Genomic DNA, 25,345 nt, shown 5'->3' on the forward strand with positions numbered 1-25,345 from the left:
TCCGCCGGGTCGTCGAGCGCGCCACCAGGTCGACCGCTCGGGCCGACCCGACACGAGCTCGCGACGGGCCGAGGGCGGGCTGGCGACCTTCGTGCACGTTGCGGTCGTGGCAGGACGATCCTTCGGGTGGACGACCGTGACGAGCTCTCCCGGCGCCTCTGGCTGCTGCGTGAACAGATGGAGCAGCTCGTGTGTGCGCTCGACATCCAACAGCTCGTCCTCGCGAACAGCCGGACTCGCTGGCTGCCGATGGTGACCGACAACGTCGAGCAGCTGGTGGACGACATCCGGGCCTCCGACACCGACCGGGTGGCTGCCTCCCAACAGGTGGCCCGGCGCCTCGGCCTGCACGGCGACGCGACGCTGACCGAGCTCGCCGCCGCCGTCGGTGAGCCGTACGAGGGGATCTGGCGGCAGCAACGCTTGCACCTGCTCGGCCTCCAGGCGGAGGTCGAGGAGATCACCAGCTCCAACCGCGAGCTCAGCCGCCGGGGCGTGGCTGCGGCGCGCGAGATCCTGGGCTACCTCGACGGCGACGCCCACGACACGTACGACCCGCACGGCGGCACGCAACGGCTCGCACCCACCTCGCGGCGATTCGACAGGACGGCCTGACATGCCGAACATCTCCGGTCTGTACACCGCGCTGTCGGGCATGAACGCCCAGCGTCGCGTGCTCGACGTGACCGCCCACAACGTCGCGAACCAGGCGACGCCCGGCTACCACCGGCAGCGGGTCGAGCTGAGTCCGGTCGGCTTCGACTCGGTCTCGGCGCTGCACGCCGGCCAGGGCACCCAGGTCGCCGGTGTCGAGATCGACGGCGTCATCCGCGTGATGGACCAGCTCGCGGAGAACCGACTGCTCCGCGAGACGGGATCGCAGGGCGGCACGACGACGTTGCGGACGCACCTCGGTCGCATCGAGCAGGTCTTCCCAGAACCGTCGGAGGACGGCCTCGCCGCACTGCTCGACGACTTCTGGGGCGGGTGGAACGACCTGACGAGCCGGCCGGCCGACACGGGCGTGCGGGCACAGCTGCTCGAGCGAGCCGGCGCACTCGCCGACGGCCTCCAGCGCTCGGCCGCCGGCATCGAGTCCGCGGCCGCGACCGCGCGCGAGGAGATCGGGCGTCTCGCCGCCGACGTCAACGCGATCGCCGCTCGCGTCGCCGAGCTCAACGGACGGATCGCCGCCAGCCCGAACGCGGTCGCCGCCAACGATCTCCGCGACCAGCGCGACCTGTTCATCCGCGATCTCGCCGAGTCGACGGGCGTCGTCGCTCGCGAGACCGAGGCCGGCCACCTCGACCTCTACGTCGGTGGCCGGGCGCTCGTCAACGGTTCGTACGTCCACGAGATGGACGGTTCGAGCGGCGTGCTCCGGTGGGTCGCCGACGGCACCGACGTGACGGCGCCGCCGAGCAAGGCCGCCGCGCTGACCCAGACCGTCGGCGAGGTCGTGCCCAGCTACCTGGCGATGCTCGACGACGTCGCCGCCCGACTGGTCGCCGACGTGAACACGCTGCACGCCTCGGGATACGACCCGTCCGGCACGTCGGGCCGGGACTTCTTCGATCCGGCGGGCATCACGGCGGCCACGATCTCGCTGAGTGCCGACGTCGACGGACAGCCAGAACGGATCGCCGCCGGCGCACCGGTCTTCCCCGGGCCGACGGCGCCGGGCCCACTCGACGGTGAGCAGGCCCGGGCGATCGCGGCGCTCGCCGACTCGACATCGGGTCCCGACACCGCCTACCGATCACTGGTCGCACGTCTCGGCGTCGACGTCCGGGCCGCGATCCGTCGCGACGACGTCCAGAGCCGGATGACCGCGTCGACCGAGGCGGAGGCAGCCTCGGTCGGCGGTGTGAGCCTCGACGAGGAGATGGCCAACCTGGTGGCGGCCCAGCGCGCCTACGAGGCGTCGGCCCGGGTCCTCACCACCGTCGACGAGCTGCTGGGCGTGTTGATCGAACGGACCGGTCGGGTGGGCCGGTGAGGAGGATGCCGCGATGCGTGTGACCAACTCGATGATGCTGCAGTCGACCGTGCGGGACCTCGGTACCTCGCTGGCTCGGCTCCAACGCAGCCAGACCGAGCTCACGACCGGGCGGGCGATCCAGCGGCCCTCGGACGACCCGAGCGGTGCTGCGCTCGCGATGGACCTCCGCAACGAGCTCCGCAGATCCGACCAACGCGCCCGCTCGCTCGACGACGCGCGCGGCTGGCTCGCGACTGCCGACGGTGCGCTGACCGCGGGTCTCGATCTGCTGACCCGGGTCAAGTCGATCGTCGTCCAGGCGTCCAACACCGGCGCAGGTGCCGCGTCCTCGTCGGCCGCGCTCGCCGCCGAGGTGCGCAGCGTGCGCGACGAGATGGTCGGGCTGGCGAACGCCGAGTACATCGACCGGTCGATCTTCGCCGGGACCCAGGTCGGTCCGGCGTTCGACGCGAGCGGTGCCTTCCTCGGGAACGCCGGCGCGGTCCGGCGTGAGGTCGCACCCTCGGTGACGATCGACGTCAACGTCACCGCGGAGGCGGTGTTCGGTGACCCGAGCGGTCCGGACGGCGATCTGTTCGCCGTGCTCGATCGGCTCGCGACGGCGATCTCGAGCGGCGATCCGAACGCGATCGCCGCCGAGCACGCGACGTTCGACGTGGCCCGGGAACGCATGACGGCTGCGACGGGCACCGTCGGGGCGCGCGCCTCGCGAGTCGACGCGATCGAGGCCGCCAACGAGCGACACCGGTTCGGCGTCCAGGACTCGCTGTCGCAGATCGAGGACGTCGACCTCGCGGCTGCGCTGCTCGACGTGCGGACACGTGAGTCCGCGTACACGGCCGCGCTCCAGGCAGCCGCACGAGTGCTGCCGCCGTCGCTGGTCGACTACCTCCGCTGAGCCCCCACGCCCGTCGGCGGCCCGCCCGACCTGGTGCGATCCTTCGTTCCTGAACGGGATGCTCCGCCCCGGCGCGCTGCGTGGTGCGACGTGCGCGGCGGTGTCTGCGGTCGTGCGGTGCGCGCACGGCCGATTCGGCGAGGCAGCGTGTGCGGCACGGTTCGACCGGGCGTGCAGCCCGCCGGCGAGTGGCTCGTCGATCGGACGCCGAGTCCGGCGGCGAGGTGTCGAGGAGCGTCAGCCGTCGGGCGGCTCGGCGCGCTGGATCGGTTGGGCGGGCGTGGTGGTCAGGATCCTGTTGACGATCCCGGACACGATCCACATGAACAGCGCTGCCCCACCGGCGCGCAGCAGGACGTCGTCGGCGACCGTGCCGCTCTCCAGCTCCAGCCAGAGCGAGCGTCCGGCCACCAGCAGCGCGAAGAGCACGGACAGCGAGAAGCGGTAGGGGGCGAGCGGACCGAGCCGACTCGAACGCCGCACGACCAGGTGGAACTGTGGGTCGGTGGCGCTCTTCATCGCGTCGCCGCCCGGAAGTCGGCGCTGACCGTCACGGTGCCCCCGCCGGAGAGCGTGACCGACACTTCGAGGCGCTCGAACGCCACGATCTGGTCGGGGTCGAGATCGGCGAGCTCGGCGAGGATGGTCCGTGCCGCGGCGGCGGCTGCGGTCGCGGCGTCGCTGTTCGTCGGCGCGTCGGGCGCCGGCGCTCCCATCGCGGTTTCAGCGCCGATCGGCGCGTTCTGCCCCGGCGAGACGGCGACTCGCGCCGGCTGCATCGGCCGGCTCGTGGGGGTCGCGCCGGTGATCGGCTCGCCGCCGGTGCCCCCCGTCCTCGCCCTCGTCGGGAGCTGCATGAGGTCGTCCCCCATCGTTGCGCGCGACGCGGGGCCGGGCGTCGAGGCACCCGCCCCCGTCGTCGCGTCGCCACCAGTGAGATGGGCGAGCTGTCGAGCCGAATCCGCCTCGGCCGGCGTGTCGATCCAGTGGTCCCGTTCCGTCGTGCCGCCGTCTCGCCCGGCGTCGAGGGCGTCGCGCTCGTGCTGGATGGCACGGCGGAGCGCGGCGATGCGACGGTCCGCGGGTGCGGTGGCGTCGCGAGAGCCGGTACGGGTGCCGGTGCGAGTGTCGGTGCGAGTGTCGGTCGGCGGCTCGGCGGCCGCGCGAGCGACGGTGTCGAGCTTGTCGCCGAACCGGGACACCGACGACGAACGCGCATTCGACCCGATGGCTGCCCCGTTCGCGTTGCGGCGGGGTGACCGCGGCATCGGTTGCTCGAGCATCGCAGCGGTGATGCTCGGCCGAGGGGTGTCGGCGAGCTCGCGCTCGAAGTGGCGGACGAACGACCGAGTCGGGTCCTCGTCGACGTGATCGGCGCCAGCCTCGGCGAGCGACCCGTTGCGGAGGCGCTCGTCGCGTTGGACGTCGTCGATCAGCGCATCGAGTGCGGTGAGCGACATCGGTGCTGGGTCGGCGGGCCGCTCGACTCCTGGTCGGCCGGTGCCATCGAGCTCTGCCGAAGGCTCGTCACCAGTCGCGTCGACGCGCTCGACGACGACCTCGACGCCGAGATCGGTGGCGAAGAACCCTCCGACGCCGCCTCGACGGACGCGGTTGGCCTCGACGATCCGGATGTCGGGTCCGAGCGTCTTCGTCGCCTCCTCCACGGCCTCCTCGAGCGAGTCGGCGCGGAACTCGTGGGTGGCGTCCGCGGATGCTGGATCAGAGAGGTGCAAGCTGGGCATCGTGATGCTCCTTGTCGGTGTGGTCGGTCAGCAACGGATCGATCGAATGGACGACGTCGACGTCGAGGTGATCGCCGATCTCCGCGTACGAGACGATCGAGATCCCGGACGTCGTCTGGCGGAGTAGGCGGGCGAGCGCGGGTCGGACGACCGGCGAGCACACGATCACGGCAGGGAGGCCGCGCGCCGCGGCGGCGTCGACGGCGCAGTTGACGGCGGCCATCAGGTGCTCGTGGGCGTGGATGGGGAGGCGGAGCTGCGCGCCGAGCTCGTCGAGCTCGACGCTCGCCGCCAGCTCGGCCTCGAATCGCGGATGGATCGTCGCGACCGACAACACGCCGTCGGTCGCGAGTGAGCCGGTGATCGCCGGGCCGACCGCGGCGCGACCGGCCTCGACGAGTGCGTCGACGGCTCGCGACGTGTGGGCGCGCTCGCCGACGGCTTCGAGGATGCGGACGAGATCCCGGATGCCGATGCCCTCGTCGAGCATCGTCGCGAGCACCCGTTGCACGTCGGCGAGACCGACGCCGGCCGCGGTGAGGTCCTCGACGACGGCGGGGTCGGTTGCGTTCACACCGTCGAGCAGAGCCTTCACGTCGCTGCGCGACAGCAGTCGGCCTGCTCGCCGGCGGACGAGCTCGGCGAGATGCGTGACGATCAGCGCGGCGCGGTCCACCACCGTGTGCCCCGCGTGCTCGGCCTCGATCCGGAACTCGGTCGGCACCCAGCGCGCCGGCAGGCCGAAGACCGGCTCGACGATGTCGTCCCCGGGGAGGTGGCCGAGCCCGTCGCCGATGACGAGCACCCGCCCAGGTGGCACGGTGCCGCGGCCGACCTCGACGCCGTGGACGCTGAGCGCGTAGGTGTGGGCGGGGAGATCGGGCTCGTCGCGGGTCCGGATCGCGGGCATGACGAAGCCGAGCTCGCCGGCGATCTTGCGTCGCAGCGCGCCCACGCGGTCGAGCAGGTCGCCCCCGCTCGCCCCGTCGACGAGGTCGATCAGGTCGGCGGCGAGGTCGAGCTCGAGCGGCTCGACCCGCGCGTCGATCGCCATCTGCTGTGGCGACGGTGGTGCGGTCTCGACGTCCACGTCGGGCTCGTCGACCTCGACGATCATGCCCTCGCGGGAGATCAGGTACCGCCCCAGGAGGATCAGCCCGACCCCGAACACGATGAACGGCAGCTTGGGGAGCCCCGGCACGAGGCTCATCAGCAGGACGACGACGCCGCCCGACCGGACCGACGTCCCCTGCCGCGCGAACTGACCGAAGACGTCCGAGCCGAGGTCGTTGTCGCCGGCGGACCTCGTCACGATCAGCCCGGAGGAGATCGAGACCAGCAGCGCCGGGATCTGGGCGACGAGTCCGTCGCCGACCGTCAGCATGCTGTAGGTCGCGACCGCGTCGCCGAAGCTCATGCCGAGCTGCAGGACCCCGACGATCAAACCCCCGACGAGGTTGACGAGCGTGATCACGAGCCCGGCGATCGCGTCGCCCTTGACGAACTTGGACGCACCGTCCATCGCGCCGTAGAAGTCGGCCTCGTCGGCGACCTCGGAGCGTCGCAGCTTGGCCTCCTCCTCCGACAGGATGCCGGCGTTGAGGTCGGCGTCGATCGCCATCTGCTTGCCGGGCATGGCGTCGAGCGTGAACCGTGCCGAGACCTCCGCCACCCGGCCCGCACCGTTCGAGATCACGACGAACTGGACGAGCGTGATGATGAGGAAGATCACGATGCCGACGACGATGTTGCCGCCGACCACGAACGATCCGAACGTCTCGATGACGTTGCCGGCATCGCCGCGCGACAGCACCGCCCGCGACGTCGACACGTTGAGGCCGATCCTGATGAGCGTGACGACCAGGAGCAGCGAGGGGAACGACGAGAAGTCCAGCGCTCGCTTGACGTTCGTCGACACGAGGAGGATCAGGACGGCGGTGGAGATGTTGGCGACGATCAGCAGGTCGAGCAGGCTCGACGGCAGCGGCAGGATCATCACCGTGACGACGAGGACGATGATCGCCGGGAAGCCTGCTTGGGCGAGTCGGGAGTTCTGCATGGTGAGTCGTCCGGTCACGGCGTTCCGTCGGGTCGCCGAGCCTGCGGGGATCGTCCGTCGACCCTGCGATCTGTCGTGTAGGTTGAGGTGGCCGTCGTCCCACGGCCGCCCCGTCCGGCGGCAGGAGGCGGTGCCTGGTAGCGCCGACCGAGTGTCGACGGACGGTTCGGACCGGCTCCGCGCCGGCGCGGCGCGCCGAGCCCGCCCACCGTCGTCGAGAGGAAGAGCTGGTGATGCAGATCGAGACGAGTCGTTTCGGAACCGTGGAGGTCCCCGAGGACGAATTGGTCACGTTCGATGACGGCGTGCCCGGTTTCCCCGGTCGGCGCCGGATGGCCGTGCTCGGAGGTGGTGAGATGCCGGGCGGCGAACCCGGTGAGGGGCATCACACGCTGTTCTGGTTGCAGGACGTCACCGATCCGGATCTGGCGTTCATGACGATCGTGCCGTGGGCCGCGTACCCGGACTACGACGTCGAGCTCGAGGCCGACGAGGGCGACGACGTCTCCGACGCCGACGATCTGTGCGTGCTCGTGGTCGTGACCGTGCGCCGCGAGGAGGGCGGCATCCAGTTGACGTCGAACCTGCTCGCGCCGATCGTCATCGACACCGCATTGCGCCGTGGTCGGCAGGTGATCCTGCAGGACCAGACGTGGCCGGTCCGGGCGCCGCTGGCACGATCGCTGCCCGCGGCAAGCGAGATCGAGGGCGACTGATGCTGATCCTGACCCGTCGGGCCGGTGAGAAGATCGTGATCGGCGACGACATCGTCGTGACGATCGTCGAATCCGGCCGCGACTCCGTGCGGATCGGCATCGATGCGCCGCGGCAGGTGTCGGTCCACCGATACGAGGTCTACGCCGAGATCGCCCGCGAGAACGAGGCGGCGCTCGCCACCGACGCGTCGCTGTCGCCCTCGCCGGCCGCCCCGGTCTCGGCTGCTGCGCTGCCCCGGGGCGCACGCCAGCGCTGACGTCGCGTCCGGCCGGCCGCTCACCGGCGTTGTCGGCGCTTGCGGGGAACCGCCTGCAGCGTCGCATCGGACACCTGGAGCTCCCCCGGGAGCTCGTACGTCCGCACCCAGGCGAAGCGCCGATCGAGGCGATGCACGAAGGCGAGCACCTTGGCGACGGCTTCGTAGAGCGCAGCGGGGATCTCGTCACCGACGTCGCACGCCCGCCAGAGCGCACGTGCGAGCGGCTTGGCCTCCACGATCGGGATCTTCGACTCGCGCGCCCGCTGGCGGATCTTCCCGGCGACGGCGCCGGCCCCGACGGCGAGGACGCGCGGTGCGCCGCCTCGTTCGGCGTCGTACCGGAGGGCCACGGCGATGTGCGTCGGGTTGGTGATGACGACGTCGGCGTTGCCCATGTCGGAGATCATGCGGTTCCGGGCCATGCTGCGTTGCAGCGCACGGATGCGGCCCTTGACCATCGCATCGCCCTCGGTGTTCTTGTGCTCGTCCTTGACCTCCTGCTTCGTCATCTTCAGGTCCTGCGCGTGTTGGTAGCGCTGGTAGCCGTAGTCGGCGAGGGCGAGGATCACCATCGTCCACGTGATGGTCCGGACGAGTCCGACGACCTCGTCGCCGACCGCGGGCACACCGGTCTGCAAGGGGAGTCGGCCCCGGCCCACGAGCAGCTCGACGATGCCCATCAGCTGCGGCCACGTGATGAGCAGGACGACCGAGATCTTGGCGACCTGCTTGACCGTCTCCCACAAGGACCGCTTGGAGAACAGGCGCTTGAAGCCCTGGAGCGGGTTGATGCGCTTCGGATCGGGGACGATCGGCTTCCAGGTGAGCACGAGGCCGGTCTGGGCGAGCGAGACGAGGATGCTGGTGGCGGCGACGACGGCGATCAACGGCAGCGCGGCCAGGAAGCCCCGTCGGAGGGCCTCGCCGAGCACGGTGACGGCGAGGTCCGGGTTCGGCTCGGCCGCGACGTCGCGGAGCTCGCGGAACGACTCGCCCGACGCCGTGGCGAGCCGCCCGATCATCCAGGGCAGCAAGTAGGAGCCGACGAGGAGTCCGATCCACCCGATCAGCTCCTGTGACTTGGCGATCTGCCCCTTGCGGCGTGCATCCCGGCGCTTCTTGGCTGTGGGCTGCTCGGTCTTGTCGGAGCGGCTCATGTCACCCCCCGAACGCGCGCCCGATGCTCGTGACCGACCGCACCAGCAGCGACTCGGTCGAGGCGGGCAGCAGCGCGAGGGTGAGGCCGAGCAGGATGATCGCCACGAACGTCTTGGCCGCGAACCCGAGCATCAGGATGTTCAGCTGCGGTGCCGCCTTGCCGAGCAGGCCGAGCGCGATCTCCGTACAGAAGAGGGCGGCCAGGACCGGCAGTGCGATCTCGACGGCCGACGTGAAGAAGACGGTGCCCAGGCCGGCCAGCTCCTCCGCCAGTCGGCCGATGTCGATCCGTCCGGTCGGGACCGCCTCGACGGAACGCAGGTAGCCGCGGACGACGAGCACGTGGCCGTCGATCGCGAACACGACGATCAATCCGAGCAGCTGATGGAACCGGCCGATCGGCGCCGAGCTCGCACCGGAGATCGGATCGAGCACCGCGCCGAGCGAGAAGCCCACCTGGAGGTCGATCAGGTCACCGGCGGCCTGGAGCGCGGTGAACAGGATGTAGACGGCGAAGCCGAGCGCGATGCCTGCCAGGGCCTGCATCACGAGCGCGACGACGAACGGCCCGATGGCGAGCGGGTCGGCCTCGCCTGCCATCGCGACCGAGCCGACGCGGCCGGCGAGCACGAACGAGATGGCCGTCGCGAGGCCGACGCGGACGCGGACCGGCACGGCCGGCGAGTTGAACGGTGGGCAGATCACGATCCATGCCGTGGTGCGAACGAGCGCGAAGCAGAACCCGATCAGGGTCGACGTCGCGATCTCGAGCTCCACGGCCGGCCGTCATCCGTTGATGAGTTGCGGCGCACGCTCCATCAGCGTGTGCCCGAACGAGACGAGCTCCTCCAGCATCCAGGCGCCGGAGATGGCGATCACGAGCGAGGCCCCGATCAGCTTGGGCACGAACGCCAGGGTCTGCTCCTGCACCTGCGTGACCGACTGCAGCAACCCGACGATCAGGCCGATCCCGAGCACGACGAGCAGGAACGGCCCGGCGATCTTGGCCGCCAGCACGAGTGCGTCCGTGCCGATGTCGATGGCGTCTTGCGAGGTCATGGTGGGCTCCGATCTGGCTAGCGGTACGACTCGAGCAGGGTGCCGGTCACGAGCATCCAGCCGTCCAGCAGGACGAACAGGAGCAGCTTCAAGGGCAATGACACGAACGTCGGGGGGAGCATCATCATCCCGAGCGAGGTCAGCACGGCCGAGACGACGAGGTCGATGACGAGGAACGGGACGAAGATGATGAAGCCGAGGATGAACGCCGACTTCAGCTCTGACAGCACGAACGCGGGGACGAGCGCGCTCAGCGGCACCTCGTCCCGGGTGATCGGCGTCTCGGTGCCCGACGCGTCGAGGAACAGCTCGAGCTCGGGCTCGCGGGTGTAGTCGAGCATGAACTCGCGGAGCGGACCCGAGGCGCGGTCGAGGGCGTCGCTGACGCCGATCTCATCGGCCATCAGGGGCTGCAGCGCGACGTCGTTCATCTCCGAGAGCGTGGGGCCCATCACGAAGATCGTCAGGAACAGGCTGAGCCCGACGATCACCTGCTGGGGCGGGAGTTGCGGGATGCCGAGCGCGTTCCGCGTGAGCGACATCACGATCACGATCCGCGTGAACGACGTCATCAGCACCAGCAGGCTGGGCGCGATCGAGAGCACCGAGAGCAGGAGGATGATCACGACGGCGTTGGAGGGATTGCCCTCGACGTCGGGGACCTCCAGCCCGATGGTGGCCGACGAGCCGCCGGAGTCGTCGGTCACGATCGGATCGGCGGGTCGGGCGGGCGGCGTCGTCGGGTCGACCTCCGGCACGTCGATCGGCTCGATGTCGGGGATCTCCGGGATCGTCGGGAGCGGCTCGGCCGGCGGCGGCGTGGGCGCCGCCGACGCCTGTGTCGGGACCATGACGCCGATGGCGATGATCACACCGACGCCCAACCATCGCCACCGCTTCCGTTGCGCCGTCGGGCGAGCCGAGCCGGCGTCGGGGGAGGTGTCAGGCATGACGCGCCGTCGCTTCGCGCAGCGCCTCGAGGAAGCCGGGCCGCGTGGCGGCGCGAGAGAACAGCGAGTGCGTGGGCGGCGGGTCCTCGGGCACCGGGAGCGGCTCGCGAACGGTGTCCTGTTCGTCCCACTCCTCGGCCGGCATCTCAGCGAGGACGGTGGCCGGGGCCTGATCGTTCGCGCTCACGAGGACGATCCGATTGCCGAAGCGCAGCGCGATGACGGCTGATCCGCGGGTCAGACCGATACGACCGACGACCTCGACGGCCGGGGCGCTCGACCGGCGCGACGCACGCGTCAGTCGGTGGCGACGCGCACCGCGCGTGCCCGGCCCGCCCGTGGCTCGGCGCCGTGCGAACCCGTACGCGATCGCGACGATGGTGAGCACGATCCCCAGCGAGACGACCATGCGCACGAGCAGCTGGGCGACACCGGCATCGGCCATCATCCCGCGCCCTCTCCCGCAACGATCTCGGTGATCCGGATGCCGAACTCCTCGTCGATGACGACGACCTCACCGCTTGCGATGCGTCGGCCGTTCACGAGGACGTCGATCGGCGCGCCCGCTGCGCGATCGATCTCGACGACCGTCCCCGGCTGCAGCGCGAGCAGCTCGCGGATCGGCATCGTGGTCCGGCCGAGCTCGGCGGTGACCTCCATGTCGACGTCGTTGAGCAGTTCGAGCGGGCCGGGCGCGAACGCTCGGGCGTCGTCGCGTCCCTGCAGGGCGACGGGCTCGTAGACCGCGGCACGGCCCGGAGCGGTGAGCGAGTCGATGTCGTCGACGTCGGCGAGGTGGTCGCCGGTCTCGAGCGATGCGACGCCGAACGCAGCGTTGAACACGTCGTCGGCGAACAGGCCGACGAAGACGGAGGGTCGCGCGACCGTGGTGGCGATGTCGCGAACGGCGATCTCGCCGGTGTCTCCCAGCATCGTCTGTGCCGCGGTGGCGAGCACCTGCGCCAAGCGCTCCGAGTCGGCGAGCAGGCCGCTCGGGTCGGCTGCTGCGAGGAAGACTCGGAACGGCGAGGCGGCGACCACGGTCGCGGCGATGACCTGGTCGCCGTCGTCGACGGGCCAGTCGTCGATCGGCAGTGCCTGGTCACCGAGGCCGAGCGCGCCGGCGAGTACGGCGGCTCCCTCGATCACGCTGTCGATCGGGAGAAGGGTCGTTGCGTCTGCACTCACGGTGGACTCCTGGAATCTGCCCGACGGTTCCCGACGTCGTCGCTGACGACCCGGTCGCGTCGGTACCCCTTCGGGGCGTGTTGACGCCGTCGACCGTTCGTCGCTCGTGCGAGCTGTCAGGTAGGTACCCGACCCGGCCTGCGGTCACGGGCGCCAACTCCGGCGTGCGAGCGCCGACGCGTGCGTCACCCTCACGACTGCTCGGGCCGAAATACCACTTGACAGATCGGCCCGACGACGGACGGTCGATGCTCGAGCACAACCGGGAGGTGGCAAAGGACATGAACACCGACGACCTGTCAGCACTGATCGAGAACTCGCCGGACCGCAGCTGGGTGTCCAGCGCATCGTGCGGAGACATCGGGCTCGAGCGGCTCGACCTCTTCTTCGTCGACGCCGGCCGCACACTGTCCAGCGAGGCGATGGCGATCTGCCGTTTCTGCGAGGTGCGCCGCGACTGCCTGCAACACGCCTACGCCAACGAGATCGCGGGCGGCTACTTCGGGGGTGTCTCGCCGGTCAAGCGGCGGACGCTCGATCTCGACGCCGCGATGGCCGTGATCGAGGACGAGCCCGGCTCGACCGCTTGAGCGGCTCGCCGGCCGATCGGGGCCGGCGGCACTCGACCCTCCGGGTCCGGGCGGATCCGTCGAACGCCCCGGCGATCCCGTCGATGCTTCCCTCAGGTCCGGGCGAGCGCCTCCCTCGGTCGGCTCGGCAGCAGGTGTCGGCTCGGTCGATCGGCGATCTGGTTGCGGAGCGCGTTGGCCCAGTGGGCCGCCTCGCCGTACGCAACGCGGGTGTCCTCGAGCTTGCCGGGCAGCAGGCTGCTGATGCGGTCGCCGTCCGCCTCCTCGCACGCCTTGGCCACCGACAGGAGCCGACCGAGCTCGCCCTCGCCGGCCACCAGCGCCGCTTCGATCTGGTCCGTCACCGGCAGATCGGCGATGAGGCGCGTCATCGGTGTGTTGTAGAGCGCATCGGTCACCGACAGCACGCCGACCGTGAACGCACTGCTGGCCAGCTCCGAGTCGGCGACGAGCTTGGAGAGCAGCTTGGCCCTGGTCGCTCCGAGCACCAACAGCTCCTCGCTGCTGTTGTTCGTGGCGGAGAGCGCGAGCAGCATCGCCATCTGGCGGACCTGGTTCACGCCGAGCAGCACGATCGCGTGGCGCAGCGAGTCGACGCGGCGATCGAGGCCGAACGCACTCGAGTTGACGACCGAGAGCAACCGGTAGGCGAGCGTCGCGTCGCTCCCGACGAGCGCCTCGATGCGGTCGATGTCGATGTCGTGGCGCTGGATCTCGCTGAGCAGCGCGACCACGGCGGCGGCGTTCGCCGGTCGCGCCGACCGCTTGAGGACGTCGGGCTTGGCGAAGAAGTGACCCTGGAAGAGGTCGAAGCCGGCTCCGACGCACAGCCGGTACTGATCGACGGTCTGGACCTTCTCGGCCGTCATCATGACGCCGCTGACCCGCCGCCGGGCGAAGTCGACCATCTGCGGGAGCTCGGCCTCGTCGGCGTAGCGGAGGTCCACCTTCACCATGCTGGCGTGGGCGAGGGCGGTCGATCGTTCGAGGTCGGCGATGCCGCCGACGTTGTCGAGCCCGATGTGGTACCCGTCACGGCGGGCGCGAAGCAGTGCGTCGAGCGTCTCGTCGTCGAACGGCTCGTCCTCTCGCAATTCGATGATGATGCCCTCCGGCGGCAGGGCTCGGTACACGCCGGACCGCAGCAGCCGAGCGCTGGCGTTGATCATGCCGAAGCGGTCGCCGATCAGGCGCTCCATGCCCCAGTGCAGGTAGGCGCGCTCGATCACCGCTTGCGTCGCCTCGTCCGGGTCCTCGAAGAACGCCACCTCGTCGGGGCCCGAGCGGTACAGCAGCTCGTAGCCGAACGTGCGCTGGTCGACGTCGAGGATCGGCTGCCTGGCGATGAAGATGTCAGCGGTCATGCCCGTCTCCTGTCCTGCTGGACCGGCGGAACGACGCTTGCGCTCGTCCACTCCCGCCCACGTGTGTTTGGCTCGGATCACGCTGGAATGACCCGTCTCCGACGACCGTCCGGCTACAACAGGTGTTATGCAACGAGGTGCGGTGGCCGCCTGAGGGCCGCTGGCGCAGCACGAGGAGGTGATCTCGATGAACGACGACGAACACATCGTCCCGCGCAAGCGCGCCGTCGACACCGCCCTGGGCGCTGACGCCGATCTCGACGAATCCGAGGGCAGCCACCGCGGTGAGCGCGACCCCGGCCCGTCCGACGCCGGCCCCGACGATCACACCGCCGATCGACCCGGAGCAGCCCCGCCGGACCGCCTGGAGGCAGACCAGCAGATCGTCGTCCCGTCGGCCGAGGTGCTCGCGGTCGTCCGGCACGCCGATCCACCGGCCCACCCACCCGCCGACCTCGTCCCGTTCGTGGCACCCGTCGTCGACGCGATCGGCGAGCCCGACTGGTATCTGACCGAGGATGCGCTGGGCTTCGCCGAGCCGCACATCCCGCTCGCGTTCAGCCGGTGGCGTGCGGAGTGGGAACGGACCTGGACGCTCGATCCGCTGTCCAGCCTCGAGGGGCTCTACGCCACGTCGGTCGACCTCGACGTCCCGTTGCTGCAACTCGACATCCCCTCCGGCAGGTGCCTGATCGGGCCGTCCGACCAGCGCGATCTGCCGCGCAGCATGGAGGCGGTGCGCGAGGCGGTGCGCGAGCGTGGTCACCACGGGTACGGCTTCGTCGACGCCACGCCCGATCGGGAGGCGGTCGGTCTCGCTCGAACGTGGTCGGGTGCGCTGGGTCCCGAGCTGCTGGCCGCCGACCGCTCGCTGCGCCTGACGATGGTCCCCTCGACGGGCCTGTCCGCAACCCGGCTGATCGGCACGGAGCACACCGTCGAGGGCGTCGAGGAGTACGAATTGACCGCAGACGAAGCGACGCTTCGTGGGCGGACCGAGACGCTGCGCCTCGACGTCGAGTCCGCCCGAGTGCTCGGGTGGTTGATCCCCGGTGCGGCACGCTGGCGCGTGCGGAGGATCCCCGAGGTCGTCGTGTGGGCGCGGACGTTCGACGGTCTCGCCGAGTGCAGCGCCTATGCGAGCGCGCTCGGTCTCGACATCCTGGTGACCACGCGTCGGGCGCTCGGGCACGCCGCCGACACGACTTGAGTCAAGAACCCGTCAAGAAGGCTTGCATGAGCCGGGAACCCACGGACGGTCGTGTGGGTGACGATGGAACGACGCAGACACCACCGAGCCGTGACCGCCCTCCTCGACGCCGCGTCGAGGCTTGTCGAAGGCCCCTGGTCCGAGCACCCGCTCACCCCGGGCGACGACGGGCTGGACGAGACGCTCGTGCTCGCCGGTGAGATCGTGCGGCGCCAGGCGAGCCTGGCGGGCGTGTACGCACTCAGTGCGGACGAGCGACGGGCGATCGCGCTCGGCTCGGTCGCCCGCGCCGGCTTGTTCGAGGTGTCGCCGGCATCGGCCATCGGCGCCGTCGGCTTGATCGTCGAGGCGCTCGTGACCGGGGACGAGCTGGCGATCGCCGTTGCCGTCGATCGGGTCCGGGCCGGCTTCTCGTCCGACGAGCTGCAGACCGCCGTGGTCGCGCTGATCGCCGGTTGGAGCATCGAGCTGACCCGCCTGCTCGGCGTTCCGATCGATGAGCTCCATGCCGCACTCGCCGATTCGATCCACCCCCGACCGGTGTCCCGCAGCGGCGTGTGCCGGACGGCCGGCGCCGTCCGCTGCCGGATCCCGGTGAGCCGATGTCAGCGGCGGCCGGTGGCCACCGACCGGCGCGACACCGTCCGCCGTCGCCGCCATGGGAGCCCCACGCGCGCTGTCACCTCCATGGTGCTCGCGGAGCTCCCTCGTCGCTCGGCCGGGGAATGACGGCGCCGGCGGGGTCGCGCCGTGGGCCGACGACACGACCCGATCGGTGAGCGGCCGACGGCCGGGGCCGTCGTCGCTGCGACCGCAATGATGGCGGGGCCGACCGCTCGCCGACCGACGCGTCGCCCGACGCGTCACCCGCCATGCCGTCTCGCCCAGGGACGACGCTGCCCGCCGTCGGTGCGAGACGAGGCGCAGGGCTTGCACCGCATCCGGCGTCGGTGACGTCGACGATCGGTCGCACCGGTGGCTGACGCCGACGGCCGACGCCACTCGCTCGCGCCCGACCCGTGCGACTCAGACCTGTGCGGGACGGAACTCCCAGTGCCACGGTTCACGGGGCACGGCCTCGACCCATCCGAAGCGCGGGCCGTTCGTCTTCAGCCACTCGAGCAGCGCCGGGTCGCGGACGTCGGCATCGACTGCGAGCCCCCAGCCGTGGTTCGACGTCCCCGGTCGGGCCGCCAGCCCGCCCTCGGCGTAGAGGCCCTTCCGCTCGGCCAGATCGACCTGCTGGGGGTAGGACCGGTAGGAGTCCGTGATCGTGAGCTCGAAGCCATCGGCGGCGGCAGCTCGCACGACCGCGTCCCAGGCTGCGGCGGCGGGTGCCGTAAGCCGATGGTTGGGCTGCGCCGCGAGCGGCGAGAGCGCATCCTTGGGAATCCGGCCGTTGCCGAATGCTGCGAGGTCCTCGGGTACCGGCATCGGTCCGTAGCCGCCGATCTGGCGGGGGCCGGCAACACCGGCGCGACCCGCCACCGCTGCGAGGATCGTGTCGATCGACAGTCCGCCCGAGGCCTGCAGCGAACCGGTCGCCGACGATGTCGCGACCGACTCGCGCAGCGGGAGCATGGACGTCTCGCGGAACGCGACGGGTGCGGTGCCCTCGGCGTGCTGCTGCACCCTCGGCGCCGCAGGTCGGGTCGCGGCGACCGCCCGCTCGTAGTGCTCGCCGAACGGATCGAACTCGGCCGTGTCCAGCGCGACCTGCTGGTCGACCCGCTCGGGGGTGAAGCGCGACTCGATCGAGTCGATGCGCGCTCGGATCGAGGAGAGCGAGGAGATCGAGCTCATCGCGAGGATCGTCCGGCGTCGGCCCGACCTGTCAGGTGGCTGACGCAGCGTCCGAGGATGCGTGGAAGATCGGCGGTCATCACCGGGGATTCGCTCGGGCGGCGTCCGCCGGCATGACCCTCAGGCGGAGACGGTGCTCGTCGAGCCGCGGTCGCACGGTCCGTTGAGCTTCCTGAGCACGAGTGGGTGCTGGAGCTTGGCCAGCGCCTTGGCCTCGATCTGGCGCACGGCCTCCCGCGACAGTGCGAGGCTCTCACCGATGTCGGCGAGCTTCTCGATCGGCTCGCCATCGAGCCCGAAGCGCCGGACGATCACGTAGAGCTCGCGAGCATCGAGGGCGCGCAGGCCGACCGTCTTCAGTGCGGTCAGTGTCTGCTTGGAGATGACCTGGGAGTCAGCGGCCGGCTCGCCGGACTCGATCGTCTCGGCGAGCGGCGTGTCGTTGTCGTCGCCGATGCTCTGGTTGATCGAGTCGACCCGCGGCGGCGCCAGGACGCGGCGGACCTGTGCGACGGTGACGCCGGCGGCGGCGGCCACCTCGGCATCGGACGGCGTGTAGGCCTCGTCGACGCCCTGCAGGTGGCGGTAGGCCCGGAGGATCGCCGGCCGCTTCTCGAAGTCGCCGATGTTGAGATTGGGGTGGTCGACGTCTCGCACCGCTCGCAGCACCTCGCGCTGGATCGGCTTGAACGCCCATTGACCGAACGCGCCGGAGTCGGGGTCGTAGCTGTCGACCGCCCGCATGAGGCCGAGCACGCCGGCCGCCTCGTACTCCTCGCGGTCCTCCGCGGAGGCCATCCCCTTGAAGCGTCGCGTGTACGAGCGGACGAGGCCGATGTTGTACGTGACGATGTGGGCGTTCAGGTCGTCCAGCGCGCGCCGGAGCCGACGGACCCGACGTCGCGTGGCCGCGCTCGGCTCACCGTCCCCCTCGTCGCATCGTCGGAGCTCGGCCATCAGCTCGGTGCGTCGCTCGAAGAGCGCCGTGTTGCCGTCCCGGTACGAGTCTGCGTGTTGTTGCGGGAGAACCGTCATGGCCTGATGCCTCCTTCGATCTGCGGCGTGGATTCCTCGGCGGCTGTGGTCGCGTCAGACGAGGTTCGTATCGGGGGCCCGGCGCATCACCTGTAGTTCAACTTCGGTCAACTTCGTCAAAGAATCACGAAACGTGCGTTATCACGTTGACATGTCTCGCTCGACGTTCACGACACTTCACGGATTGATGTGTTTCGATCGATTCTAATTAATTCTTGGTGCCGATCTCGTGATCTCTCAATAATTGCGACCGACGATACACAACTCGGTGACACGCCAGATCTGACGGCGTCGGACCTCGAGACCCCGATGCCGCGCGATCGAGCGGTGGCGGCCGGCAACTGCTGCTCGACGGGCGGGATGCGAGGGGCAACCGCAGACGCCGGGGCCGCCCGTTCCCGGGGCCGCTCGCAGCGGCGCCGTGATCAGCCGGTGAGCGGCGCTCGATCGCGCGCCGCGGCGCGATGCGCTGCAGGCGTTGCCGCCTGCGTCCGGAAATTCTTGTCACCCTCCTTGCACGCGGCGGGTGGTCCCGAACGGTCTCTTCCGCCCCTCGGGGTGAGGTCCAACGGATTGGGCCTGTCCAAGCAACGAATCACCCTTACACGGAGGTAAGGACATGCGTATCAACCAGAACACGATGGCGATCAACGCCTACCGCAACCTGTCGACCAACAACGTGATGCTCGGCAAGTCGCTCGAGAAGCTCTCGTCAGGCTTCCGGATCAATCGCGCCGCCGACGATGCGTCCGGCCTCGTCATCAGCCAGAACCTGCGCGCTCAGATCGGTGGTCTGCGTCAGGCGACCCGCAACGCACAGGACGGCATCTCGGTCGTCCAGACCGCTGAGGGTGCCCTCAACGAGGTGCACAACATCCTCGGCCGCATGCGGGACCTGTCGGTCCAGGCCGCGAACACCGGCACCAACGGTTCGACGGCCCTCGACGCAGCCCAGGCGGAGATCACGGCCCTGCAGGACGAGCTCACCCGCATCGCCGGCAAGACGGAGTTCGCCGGGACGAAGCTCTTCGACGGTGGCTACGGCAAGACCGCCGGGTCGCTGACGGGCTTCGATGCCGATGGCACGATCACCCTGTCGAGTGGTTCGCTCACGGTGGACGGCGAGACCGTCACGGTTGCCGATGGCAGCTACACCGGTGCGGAGTACGCCGCAACCGTCGAGTCGGCGGTCAAGGCTGCGCTCGTCGGGGCCGGCAAGCAGGCCGAAGCCGATTCCTTCAGCGTCTCCTACGAGTCGGTCGGCGCCGGCGTCGCGGTGACCTTCGAGAACTCGGGCTCCTCGGCGCTCGCAGTCGTCAGCGGTGGCGGTCACGCCGTCGCCAGCGGCTCGGTCGCTGCGGCGACGGGTACGGGCGGCCAGTTCCAGGTCGGCGCCAACGCCGGCGACACGGTCGAGGTCGCGATCAGCGCGATGGACACCACCACGCTCGGCGTGGACGCCATCGACGTCACCACCGATGCCTCGGGTGCGATCACCGCCGTCGACAACGCGATCGACTTCGTCTCCGCTCAGCGTGGCGAGCTCGGTGCGTTGCAGAACCGCTTCGAGTCGATGATCGCCAACCTGCAGGTGACGACCGAGAACCTGGTCGCCTCGGAGAGCCGGATCCGTGACACGGACATGGCCGTCGAGATGACCAACTTCACCAAGGGCCAGATCCTGTCCCAGGCGAGCACCGCCATGCTGGCCCAGGCCAACGCAGTGCCGCAGTCGGTGCTGTCACTGCTGCGGTGAGATCACTCCCCAGATGACGTGATCGGGGGCCCGGCCGAGCGGCTGGGCCCCCGGACACGTTCCGGAGAGCAGCGCAGGAACGACACCGAGAGAGGACGGAGCAGTCATGGAGATCGCCGGCATCGACGCCGACTTCATCGTCAGCCAGTTGATGCAGATCGAGCAGCGCCCGCTCGTCGCGCTCGAAGCGCGTCGAGACGATGCCAGGGTTGCCGCCGACGCGATCGCCAAGATCCGGACGTCGTTCGATGCCGTGCGCATCGCCGCCGGCAAGCTCGCCGAGGTCGCCAGCTTCGCCACCCACCAGACGAGCGTCTCGCTGCCCGACGTGGTGTCGGCCAGTGCCGGCGCCACCGCCATCCCGTCCTCGCTGACCTTCACCGTCGGCCAGCTCGCACAGGCCCACGGGCTTCGATCCGTCGGCACCGTCGTGTCGGACTCCGTCGCGATCACCGCCGAGGACGTCCTCGTGCTCGGTTCCGATCTCGCCTCGCTCGGGATCTCCGGCATCGCCGGCGTGGCCGGCGTCGGTGCCGGCGAGGTCTCGATCTCCGTCACCCAGGGGTCGGCAGCTGCCGCTTCCACCGGCACGTCCTCGCTCGCCGCGTCGACCACGATCACGAGCAGCAACCGCGCGCTCGACGTCACGGTCAACGGGGTGGCGCGCACCATCGACATCGCCCTCGGCACGTACGACGAGGCTGGCCTCGTCTCGGCCGTGCAGGACGCCCTCGACGCGTCCGGCGGTGGGATCACCGCCTCGCTCGGCGGTTCGGCCGAGCTCGTCCTGTCGACGACCCGGGAGGGTTCGGACGCGAACGTCCAGGTCACGGGCGGCGACGCCCGAACCACACTCGGGCTCGCGGTCGACGTCGCCGCCAACACCGGTGTCGACGCGATCGTCGACGTCGACGGGACGACCACGACCCTGACCTCGATCGACCCCGGTCAGGCGGTCACGGTCGCCGCTGCCGCCGGCAGCCTCGACCTCACGGTCACCGACGGGCTCCGCACGGGAAGCCGCGACGTCAGCATCGTCGACACCGGGGACGGCAGCATGCGCGACGTCGTCGCCGCGATCAACGACTCGGACGCGAACGTCAGCGCGGCCGCCGTCCGCGTCGACGACCACGCGTGGCGACTCCAGCTGACCGCTCGCTCGACGGGCGAGGACGGCGAGATCGTGCTCCCGGCCGGCGTGTTCGACGGCATCGGCGGGATGATCGAGTCGTCTGCGGCCCGCAACGCCGTGATCACCATCGGTGAAGGCCCCGGTGCGTACCAGGTCGAATCGGCGGGCAACACGTTCACCGACGTGATGAGCGGCGTCACGCTGACGGTGACCGCGACGTCGCCGGATCCGGTGACGGTCGGCGTCACCCGTGACGACGATGCGATCGCCGATCGGATCTCGAACCTGGTCTCCGCCGTCAACGCTTCGCTCGGGGAGATCAAGGTCCAGACGCGCTACGACGTCGCCACGGGGTCGAGCGGCGCGCTCGTCGGCAACTCGACCGTTCGACGACTGACCGATGAGCTGCGCACGGCGCTCGGCGCACAGGTCGACGGGCTCGCGACGTCGCTGCCGTCCAGCGTGGGCATCCGGCTCGAGCGTGACGGGTCGTTCAGCTTCGACCGCGCTGCCTTCACGGCGGCGATCGAGGACGACCCCGACGCGGTCGCCCGTTTGTTCGGGCGCGGCGGCACCACCACCGGCGACGCGGTGTTCGCCGGCGCCGGTGCGATGACGACGAGCGGCTCCTACGCCGTCGACGTGACGACCGCCGCGACGCGCGCCACCTCGGCGCTGCTGTTCGACGGCGGCGTCGTGACCAACACGACGGTCGGCATCCGGGTCGGCGACACGACGGTGTCGGTCGACGTGATGGCGGGCCAGAGCGCCGGCTCGGTCGCCGATCAGCTCAACGCCGCGCTCGCCGACGCCGGACTGGAGCTGGTCGCCGAGACCGACGGCACCGGGCTCCGGGTGCGCGCGTCGGCGTGGGGGACCTCGGGCGACTTCGAGCTCAATCTCGACGTGGGCGGGACCGGCACCTGGGATCCGCTCGCCGGCACCGATGTCGAGGGCACGATCGCCGGCGTCGCCGCAACGGGTATCGGACGGCGACTGACGCTCAGCACGATCGCCGAGTCGCCGGCCGCCGGCCTGGCGGTCGACGTCGTGGACGGCGTCGTCGGAGCGATCGGCGACGTCGAGTACCGGGCGGGCATCGCGGCGCGAGTCGAGGAGGTCATGACGCGTACGATCGACTCGGACACGGGTGCGCTCGAGACGGCCAAGGATGCCGAGGACCGCCGGGTCGAGTCGTTCAACGAGCAGATCGAGCGCCTCGAGGACCGGCTGCTCGTCAGGGAGACCAACCTGCGTCGCCAGTGGTCGAACCTGCAGACGCTCCTGAGCGGACTCCAGACCCAGGGGGACTGGCTCTCCGGACAGCTGGCGACGTTGCCGAGCAGCTACGGAGCGACGAGCTGACCACGCCGCGACCTGGTGGCGGGACCCGGCAACCGCCGAACGATCGCAGGCAGGCCCACGAGTGCGAGGACGATCATCCACATGTACACAGCCGACACACTTCGCAAGCGCTTCGCGAGCGATCACCTCGAGACCGCCTCGGGAGCCCGAATCGTCGTGCTGTGCTTCGACCGTCTCGATCGTGACCTCGTCGCCGCCGGCGACGCGATCCAGCGCGCCGACCACTACGAAGCCAACGCTGCGCTCGGGCACGCCCAGGACATCATCACCGAGCTCGCGACCATGCTCGACCTCGAGTCCTGGGAGCACGCCCCGTCGCTGCTGAGCGTCTACGACTACCTCCTCAGGCTGCTCCCGGTCGCGAACGCCACGAAGAGCGAGGCGCTGGTGAGCGAAGCGGCACACCTCGTCGGCGAGCTCGGGGAGGCGTTCCGGGTGGCGGCGAGCGAGCAGCCACTGGCCGCGCACGCACCGCGTGACACCCCTCCCGGCCCGGATCCCCAGCCGGCCGGCCGATTCTCGTTCCAGGCCTGATCATGCGAGGCGAGACCGAGATCCGCGACGCGGCGGCCGGGGACGACGCCGTCGGTGTGTGGGCCGACCTGCTCGACGACGTGGAGGTGACGCTGGACCTGCAGGCGCGATACCTCGATGCCGTCGGTGCCGGCCCTGGCGCCCTCGGTGTGCCGGCACCGTTCAGGATCCCCACCGACGCGCCTGCGCCACCGCCGTCGGTCGCGCCACGTATCCGCCGTCTGCTCGAACGCAACGACGCGCTCGTCACGCAGGCGCGCGAGCTGGCGGACTCGTCGAAGCCGATCGCCCGGCCCGTCGTCCCGCGACCGCAGCGGTCGTCGACGGGGTCGAAGATGATCGACCTGCGAGCGTGACCGTGCCGACCCTGCCCGGCCAGCTCACGGATCCACCGATCGTCCTGCTCGTGATCGGGCTCGTCGTGCTCCTCGCATCGATGGCCCTCATGAGCGTGTCCCTCCCGGTGATCCGCTGGCGATGGCTTCGGCGTCGCCGCGTCTCCCGATCGGCGGTTCCGCGTCGGCGGATCGTGACCGGGCGCCCCGCGGCGCTGCGATCCCACGCGGATGCTGGTCGACAGACGACGCGACCGTCGGACGATCCGCAACCGATGATCGACGTCCATCGCGCCGAAGAGCTGATCGTGCACTACCTCGACACCGATCCCTCGACCCTCGCCCAGGTCATCTCGGCGTGGCTCGACGCCGACGCGCAGCGCACCGAGAGGATCAGGCGATGACGCTGGTCCAGAACGATCGCCGCGAGCTGGTCGTACCGTTCGAGGCGCCGTTGCTCGCGCCGACATCGGTCGAGCGGCGCCCGGCCCGGCCGGCTCGGCCCCGCGACATCGGCTACGACGACGGGTACGACGAGGGTCTGCGAGCCGCGGAGGCCGAGATGTCGGCGGTTCTGGACCAGCATCGACGAGCGACGGACCGCCTCGTCCGCGCCGCGATCGCACTGGAGGACGCCGCGCGTGACTTGGCCAGGCGCGACGCGCTCTCGCTGGCGGAGATCGAGGACGACGTCGTCGCACTCGCAGTCGCGCTCGCGACCGAGGTGGTCGGTCGCGAGCTCTCGGTGACGGACGAGCCCGTCGTCGACGCGATGGCGCGTGCCAGCCGCCTCGTGCCCGATCGCGGCGTTGCGCGCGTCCGGGTGAACGCCGACGACGTCGCCGCGGCGCAGTCGGTCATCGAGGACGAGACGACGCCGTTCTCCGACGAGGTCGAGATCGTCGGCGACCCGGCCGTCGAACCGGGTGACTGCGTCGTCGAGATCGGCGAATGCCGGATCGACGCCGGTGTCGGCGCCGCCCTCGAGCGAATCGCCGCCGTGCTGCGCTGAGCGCGCCGTCCGCGCCGGCCGCGTCACCTCCCAATCGGTCCCGGACACCTCCTTGCGCCCCCTGCGGATCACGAACAGTTCGGCCCGTGACGATCAGTCCGATCTCAGATCTCGCCAGCTCGGCCCTGCGGGCCGCACTGGACGGCTTGGACCGGCGGCAGCAGGCGATCGCCGCGAACATCGCCAACCTCGAGACCCCTGGCTACCTCGCCGAGGAGGTCCGCTTCGAGGACAGCCTGCGGGCTGCGATCGCGGCAGGCGACCCGGCGCAATCCAGTGTGACGGTCGATCGCTCGCTGGCGCCGACGCGGCTGAACGGCAGCAACGTGAACATCGACATGGAGGTCCTCGCAGCGAGCGAGAACGTCCTTCGACAGCGGCTGGCGATCCAGGGACTCAACGCCAAGTACCAGCTACTCCGCACGGCGATCACGGGACGCTGAGGAACGAGGAGGAACAGCAGTGTCAGCAGTCTTCGCGACGCTCGGTGTCGCCAGATCCGGGATGGGCGCCTACAAGCTGTGGCTCGACGCCGTGGCCGACAACGTCGCCAACATCGACAACGTGACCTCGACCGATCAGGAGGCCTTCAAGGAGCGCTTCGTGCTGGTCACGCCGGCCCGGGATGCGTCGGGCGATGGCGCCGGTGTGCGCGTGGCGGGCTCTGCGTTCGGTGACCCGAACGGTCGTGTCATGTACGAACCGAACCACCCGTTGGCCGACGACAACGGCATGGTGCGCCGACCCGACATCGATCTCGCCGACCAGATGGTCTACATGCAGCTCGCCCAGCGCGGCTACCAAGCCAACATCAACGCCTTCGAGCGGGCCCGTGAGGCCTACGAGGCCGCGATCTCGATCGGACAGTGACGTGACCATTCCCCCGATCTCACCCGTTGCGCCCACACCCCTCCCGCAGGTCAACGCGCCCGCTGCCGCGTCGTCGAGCGATCGTTCGTTCGGCGAGATGATCGGCGAGGCGCTCGACTCGGTGTCGAGCGCCCATTCCGCCGCCGACGACCTCGCCGTCCAGGCGGCGACCGGCGACCTGACGGCGGTGCACGACTACACGATCGCCGCCACCGAGGCCCAGCTGCTCACCCAACTCACCGTCGAGGTGCGCAACCGGGCCGTCGAGGCGTTCAACGACATCATGCGAATGCAGGTCTGATCC

Annotated in this window: 29 protein-coding genes; 17 read left to right on the plus strand and 12 right to left on the minus strand. The window is 70.4% G+C overall.

Annotated elements, in window-relative coordinates:
* Positions 1-126: 126 nt before the first annotated feature.
* The 3 genes from flgN to QNJ12_RS01505 are packed head-to-tail and all read left to right on the plus strand — an operon-like array spanning position 127 to position 2,900.
* Positions 127-615 carry a flagellar export chaperone FlgN gene (flgN, locus tag QNJ12_RS01495; protein WP_300617997.1) on the plus strand — a complete coding sequence of 163 codons (489 nt, stop codon included), beginning with the start codon at positions 127-129 and terminating at the stop codon, positions 613-615.
* A gap of 1 nt (position 616) precedes the next feature.
* Positions 617-1,999, plus strand: coding sequence for a flagellar hook-associated protein FlgK (gene flgK, locus QNJ12_RS01500; RefSeq protein WP_300617999.1), 1,383 nt, complete (start codon positions 617-619; stop codon positions 1,997-1,999).
* Between the two features lie 13 nt (positions 2,000-2,012).
* A complete protein-coding gene (locus QNJ12_RS01505; protein WP_300618001.1) occupies positions 2,013-2,900 on the plus strand; it encodes a hypothetical protein in 888 nt (295 codons plus the stop codon).
* A 237-nt stretch (positions 2,901-3,137) separates the two neighbouring features.
* Here QNJ12_RS01505 and QNJ12_RS01510 read toward each other — a convergent pair whose 3' ends face one another.
* Genes QNJ12_RS01510 through QNJ12_RS01520 form a run of 3 tightly spaced genes read right to left on the minus strand, consistent with a single transcriptional unit; the run spans position 3,138 to position 6,704 of the window.
* Complete coding sequence (locus QNJ12_RS01510; protein WP_300618003.1) at positions 3,138-3,419, minus strand: hypothetical protein; 282 nt, start codon at positions 3,417-3,419, stop codon at positions 3,138-3,140.
* Positions 3,416-4,645, minus strand: coding sequence for a hypothetical protein (locus QNJ12_RS01515; protein ID WP_300618005.1), 1,230 nt, complete (start codon positions 4,643-4,645; stop codon positions 3,416-3,418). The genes QNJ12_RS01510 and QNJ12_RS01515 overlap by 4 nt, the downstream gene beginning before the upstream one ends.
* Entirely contained in the window at positions 4,623-6,704 is a 2,082-nt protein-coding gene (locus QNJ12_RS01520; protein WP_300618007.1) for a flagellar biosynthesis protein FlhA, read from the minus strand. The genes QNJ12_RS01515 and QNJ12_RS01520 overlap by 23 nt, the downstream gene beginning before the upstream one ends.
* A 233-nt stretch (positions 6,705-6,937) precedes the next feature.
* Between QNJ12_RS01520 and fliW the strand changes: the two genes are divergently transcribed.
* Both fliW and csrA read left to right on the plus strand, forming a co-directional pair.
* The gene (fliW, locus tag QNJ12_RS01525) at positions 6,938-7,420 is read left to right on the plus strand and encodes a flagellar assembly protein FliW (protein WP_300618009.1); all 483 of its coding nucleotides are present in this window, start codon (positions 6,938-6,940) and stop codon (positions 7,418-7,420) included.
* Positions 7,420-7,677 carry a carbon storage regulator CsrA gene (gene csrA, locus QNJ12_RS01530; RefSeq protein WP_300618011.1) on the plus strand — a complete coding sequence of 86 codons (258 nt, stop codon included), beginning with the start codon at positions 7,420-7,422 and terminating at the stop codon, positions 7,675-7,677. The genes fliW and csrA overlap by 1 nt, the downstream gene beginning before the upstream one ends.
* 20 nt (positions 7,678-7,697) lie before the next feature.
* Here the strand turns inward: csrA and flhB are convergent, their stop codons facing one another.
* Genes flhB through fliN form a run of 6 tightly spaced genes read right to left on the minus strand, consistent with a single transcriptional unit; the run spans position 7,698 to position 12,035 of the window.
* On the minus strand, positions 7,698-8,837 hold the full coding sequence (gene flhB / locus QNJ12_RS01535) for a flagellar biosynthesis protein FlhB (protein ID WP_300618013.1): 1,140 nt from the start codon (positions 8,835-8,837) through the stop codon (positions 7,698-7,700).
* A gap of 1 nt (position 8,838) precedes the next feature.
* A complete protein-coding gene (locus QNJ12_RS01540) occupies positions 8,839-9,615 on the minus strand; it encodes a flagellar biosynthetic protein FliR (protein ID WP_300618015.1) in 777 nt (258 codons plus the stop codon).
* Positions 9,616-9,624: 9 nt separating this feature from the next.
* Complete coding sequence (locus QNJ12_RS01545) at positions 9,625-9,897, minus strand: flagellar biosynthetic protein FliQ (RefSeq protein ID WP_300618017.1); 273 nt, start codon at positions 9,895-9,897, stop codon at positions 9,625-9,627.
* A 17-nt stretch (positions 9,898-9,914) separates the two neighbouring features.
* Positions 9,915-10,847, minus strand: a complete 933-nt coding sequence (fliP, locus tag QNJ12_RS01550) for a flagellar type III secretion system pore protein FliP (RefSeq protein WP_300618019.1) — start codon at positions 10,845-10,847, stop codon at positions 9,915-9,917.
* On the minus strand, positions 10,840-11,295 hold the full coding sequence (locus QNJ12_RS01555; protein ID WP_300618021.1) for a hypothetical protein: 456 nt from the start codon (positions 11,293-11,295) through the stop codon (positions 10,840-10,842). Before QNJ12_RS01555 ends, fliP begins: the two co-directional genes overlap by 8 nt.
* On the minus strand, positions 11,292-12,035 hold the full coding sequence (fliN, locus tag QNJ12_RS01560) for a flagellar motor switch protein FliN (RefSeq protein ID WP_300618023.1): 744 nt from the start codon (positions 12,033-12,035) through the stop codon (positions 11,292-11,294). The genes QNJ12_RS01555 and fliN overlap by 4 nt, the downstream gene beginning before the upstream one ends.
* A 248-nt stretch (positions 12,036-12,283) precedes the next feature.
* Between fliN and QNJ12_RS01565 the strand changes: the two genes are divergently transcribed.
* Positions 12,284-12,625 carry a WhiB family transcriptional regulator gene (locus QNJ12_RS01565; RefSeq protein WP_300618025.1) on the plus strand — a complete coding sequence of 114 codons (342 nt, stop codon included), beginning with the start codon at positions 12,284-12,286 and terminating at the stop codon, positions 12,623-12,625.
* A 92-nt stretch (positions 12,626-12,717) separates the two neighbouring features.
* Here QNJ12_RS01565 and QNJ12_RS01570 read toward each other — a convergent pair whose 3' ends face one another.
* The gene (locus tag QNJ12_RS01570) at positions 12,718-13,989 is read right to left on the minus strand and encodes an EAL and HDOD domain-containing protein (protein ID WP_300618027.1); all 1,272 of its coding nucleotides are present in this window, start codon (positions 13,987-13,989) and stop codon (positions 12,718-12,720) included.
* 187 nt (positions 13,990-14,176) lie between these two features.
* On the opposite strand from QNJ12_RS01570, the gene QNJ12_RS01575 reads away from it, so the two are divergent.
* Both QNJ12_RS01575 and QNJ12_RS01580 read left to right on the plus strand, forming a co-directional pair.
* Positions 14,177-15,199, plus strand: a complete 1,023-nt coding sequence (locus QNJ12_RS01575; protein ID WP_300618029.1) for a hypothetical protein — start codon at positions 14,177-14,179, stop codon at positions 15,197-15,199.
* Positions 15,200-15,289: 90 nt separating this feature from the next.
* On the plus strand, positions 15,290-15,928 hold the full coding sequence (locus QNJ12_RS01580) for a hypothetical protein (protein ID WP_300618031.1): 639 nt from the start codon (positions 15,290-15,292) through the stop codon (positions 15,926-15,928).
* 297 nt (positions 15,929-16,225) lie between these two features.
* Here QNJ12_RS01580 and QNJ12_RS01585 read toward each other — a convergent pair whose 3' ends face one another.
* Positions 16,226-17,002, minus strand: coding sequence for a M15 family metallopeptidase (locus tag QNJ12_RS01585; RefSeq protein ID WP_300618033.1), 777 nt, complete (start codon positions 17,000-17,002; stop codon positions 16,226-16,228).
* A 120-nt stretch (positions 17,003-17,122) separates the two neighbouring features.
* Positions 17,123-18,037, minus strand: coding sequence for a sigma-70 family RNA polymerase sigma factor (locus QNJ12_RS01590; protein WP_300618035.1), 915 nt, complete (start codon positions 18,035-18,037; stop codon positions 17,123-17,125).
* 619 nt (positions 18,038-18,656) lie between these two features.
* Between QNJ12_RS01590 and QNJ12_RS01595 the strand changes: the two genes are divergently transcribed.
* The 9 genes from QNJ12_RS01595 (at position 18,657) to fliE (ending at position 25,342) form a co-directional block, all read left to right on the plus strand.
* The gene (locus QNJ12_RS01595; RefSeq protein ID WP_300618037.1) at positions 18,657-19,793 is read left to right on the plus strand and encodes a flagellin; all 1,137 of its coding nucleotides are present in this window, start codon (positions 18,657-18,659) and stop codon (positions 19,791-19,793) included.
* Positions 19,794-19,899: 106 nt separating this feature from the next.
* A complete protein-coding gene (fliD, locus tag QNJ12_RS01600; RefSeq protein WP_300618039.1) occupies positions 19,900-22,290 on the plus strand; it encodes a flagellar filament capping protein FliD in 2,391 nt (796 codons plus the stop codon).
* 81 nt (positions 22,291-22,371) lie between these two features.
* Complete coding sequence (gene fliS / locus QNJ12_RS01605) at positions 22,372-22,824, plus strand: flagellar export chaperone FliS (RefSeq protein ID WP_300618041.1); 453 nt, start codon at positions 22,372-22,374, stop codon at positions 22,822-22,824.
* Positions 22,825-22,826: 2 nt separating this feature from the next.
* Complete coding sequence (locus QNJ12_RS01610; RefSeq protein WP_300618043.1) at positions 22,827-23,180, plus strand: hypothetical protein; 354 nt, start codon at positions 22,827-22,829, stop codon at positions 23,178-23,180.
* A 254-nt stretch (positions 23,181-23,434) separates the two neighbouring features.
* The gene (locus QNJ12_RS01615) at positions 23,435-23,563 is read left to right on the plus strand and encodes a hypothetical protein (protein ID WP_300618045.1); all 129 of its coding nucleotides are present in this window, start codon (positions 23,435-23,437) and stop codon (positions 23,561-23,563) included.
* Positions 23,560-24,171: a FliH/SctL family protein gene (locus tag QNJ12_RS01620; RefSeq protein WP_300618047.1), complete on the plus strand. Its 612-nt coding sequence runs from the start codon at positions 23,560-23,562 to the stop codon at positions 24,169-24,171. Before QNJ12_RS01615 ends, QNJ12_RS01620 begins: the two co-directional genes overlap by 4 nt.
* Positions 24,172-24,257: 86 nt before the next feature.
* A complete protein-coding gene (locus QNJ12_RS01625) occupies positions 24,258-24,614 on the plus strand; it encodes a flagellar basal body protein (protein WP_300618049.1) in 357 nt (118 codons plus the stop codon).
* Positions 24,615-24,633: 19 nt separating this feature from the next.
* Positions 24,634-25,041, plus strand: a complete 408-nt coding sequence (locus QNJ12_RS01630) for a flagellar basal body rod C-terminal domain-containing protein (protein ID WP_300618051.1) — start codon at positions 24,634-24,636, stop codon at positions 25,039-25,041.
* A 1-nt stretch (position 25,042) separates the two neighbouring features.
* Positions 25,043-25,342, plus strand: a complete 300-nt coding sequence (gene fliE, locus QNJ12_RS01635) for a flagellar hook-basal body complex protein FliE (RefSeq protein WP_300618053.1) — start codon at positions 25,043-25,045, stop codon at positions 25,340-25,342.
* Positions 25,343-25,345: the final 3 nt, after the last annotated feature.

It is taken from the genome of Ilumatobacter sp., assembly GCF_030065885.1.
Taxonomy (GTDB): Bacteria; Actinomycetota; Acidimicrobiia; order Acidimicrobiales; family Ilumatobacteraceae; genus Ilumatobacter.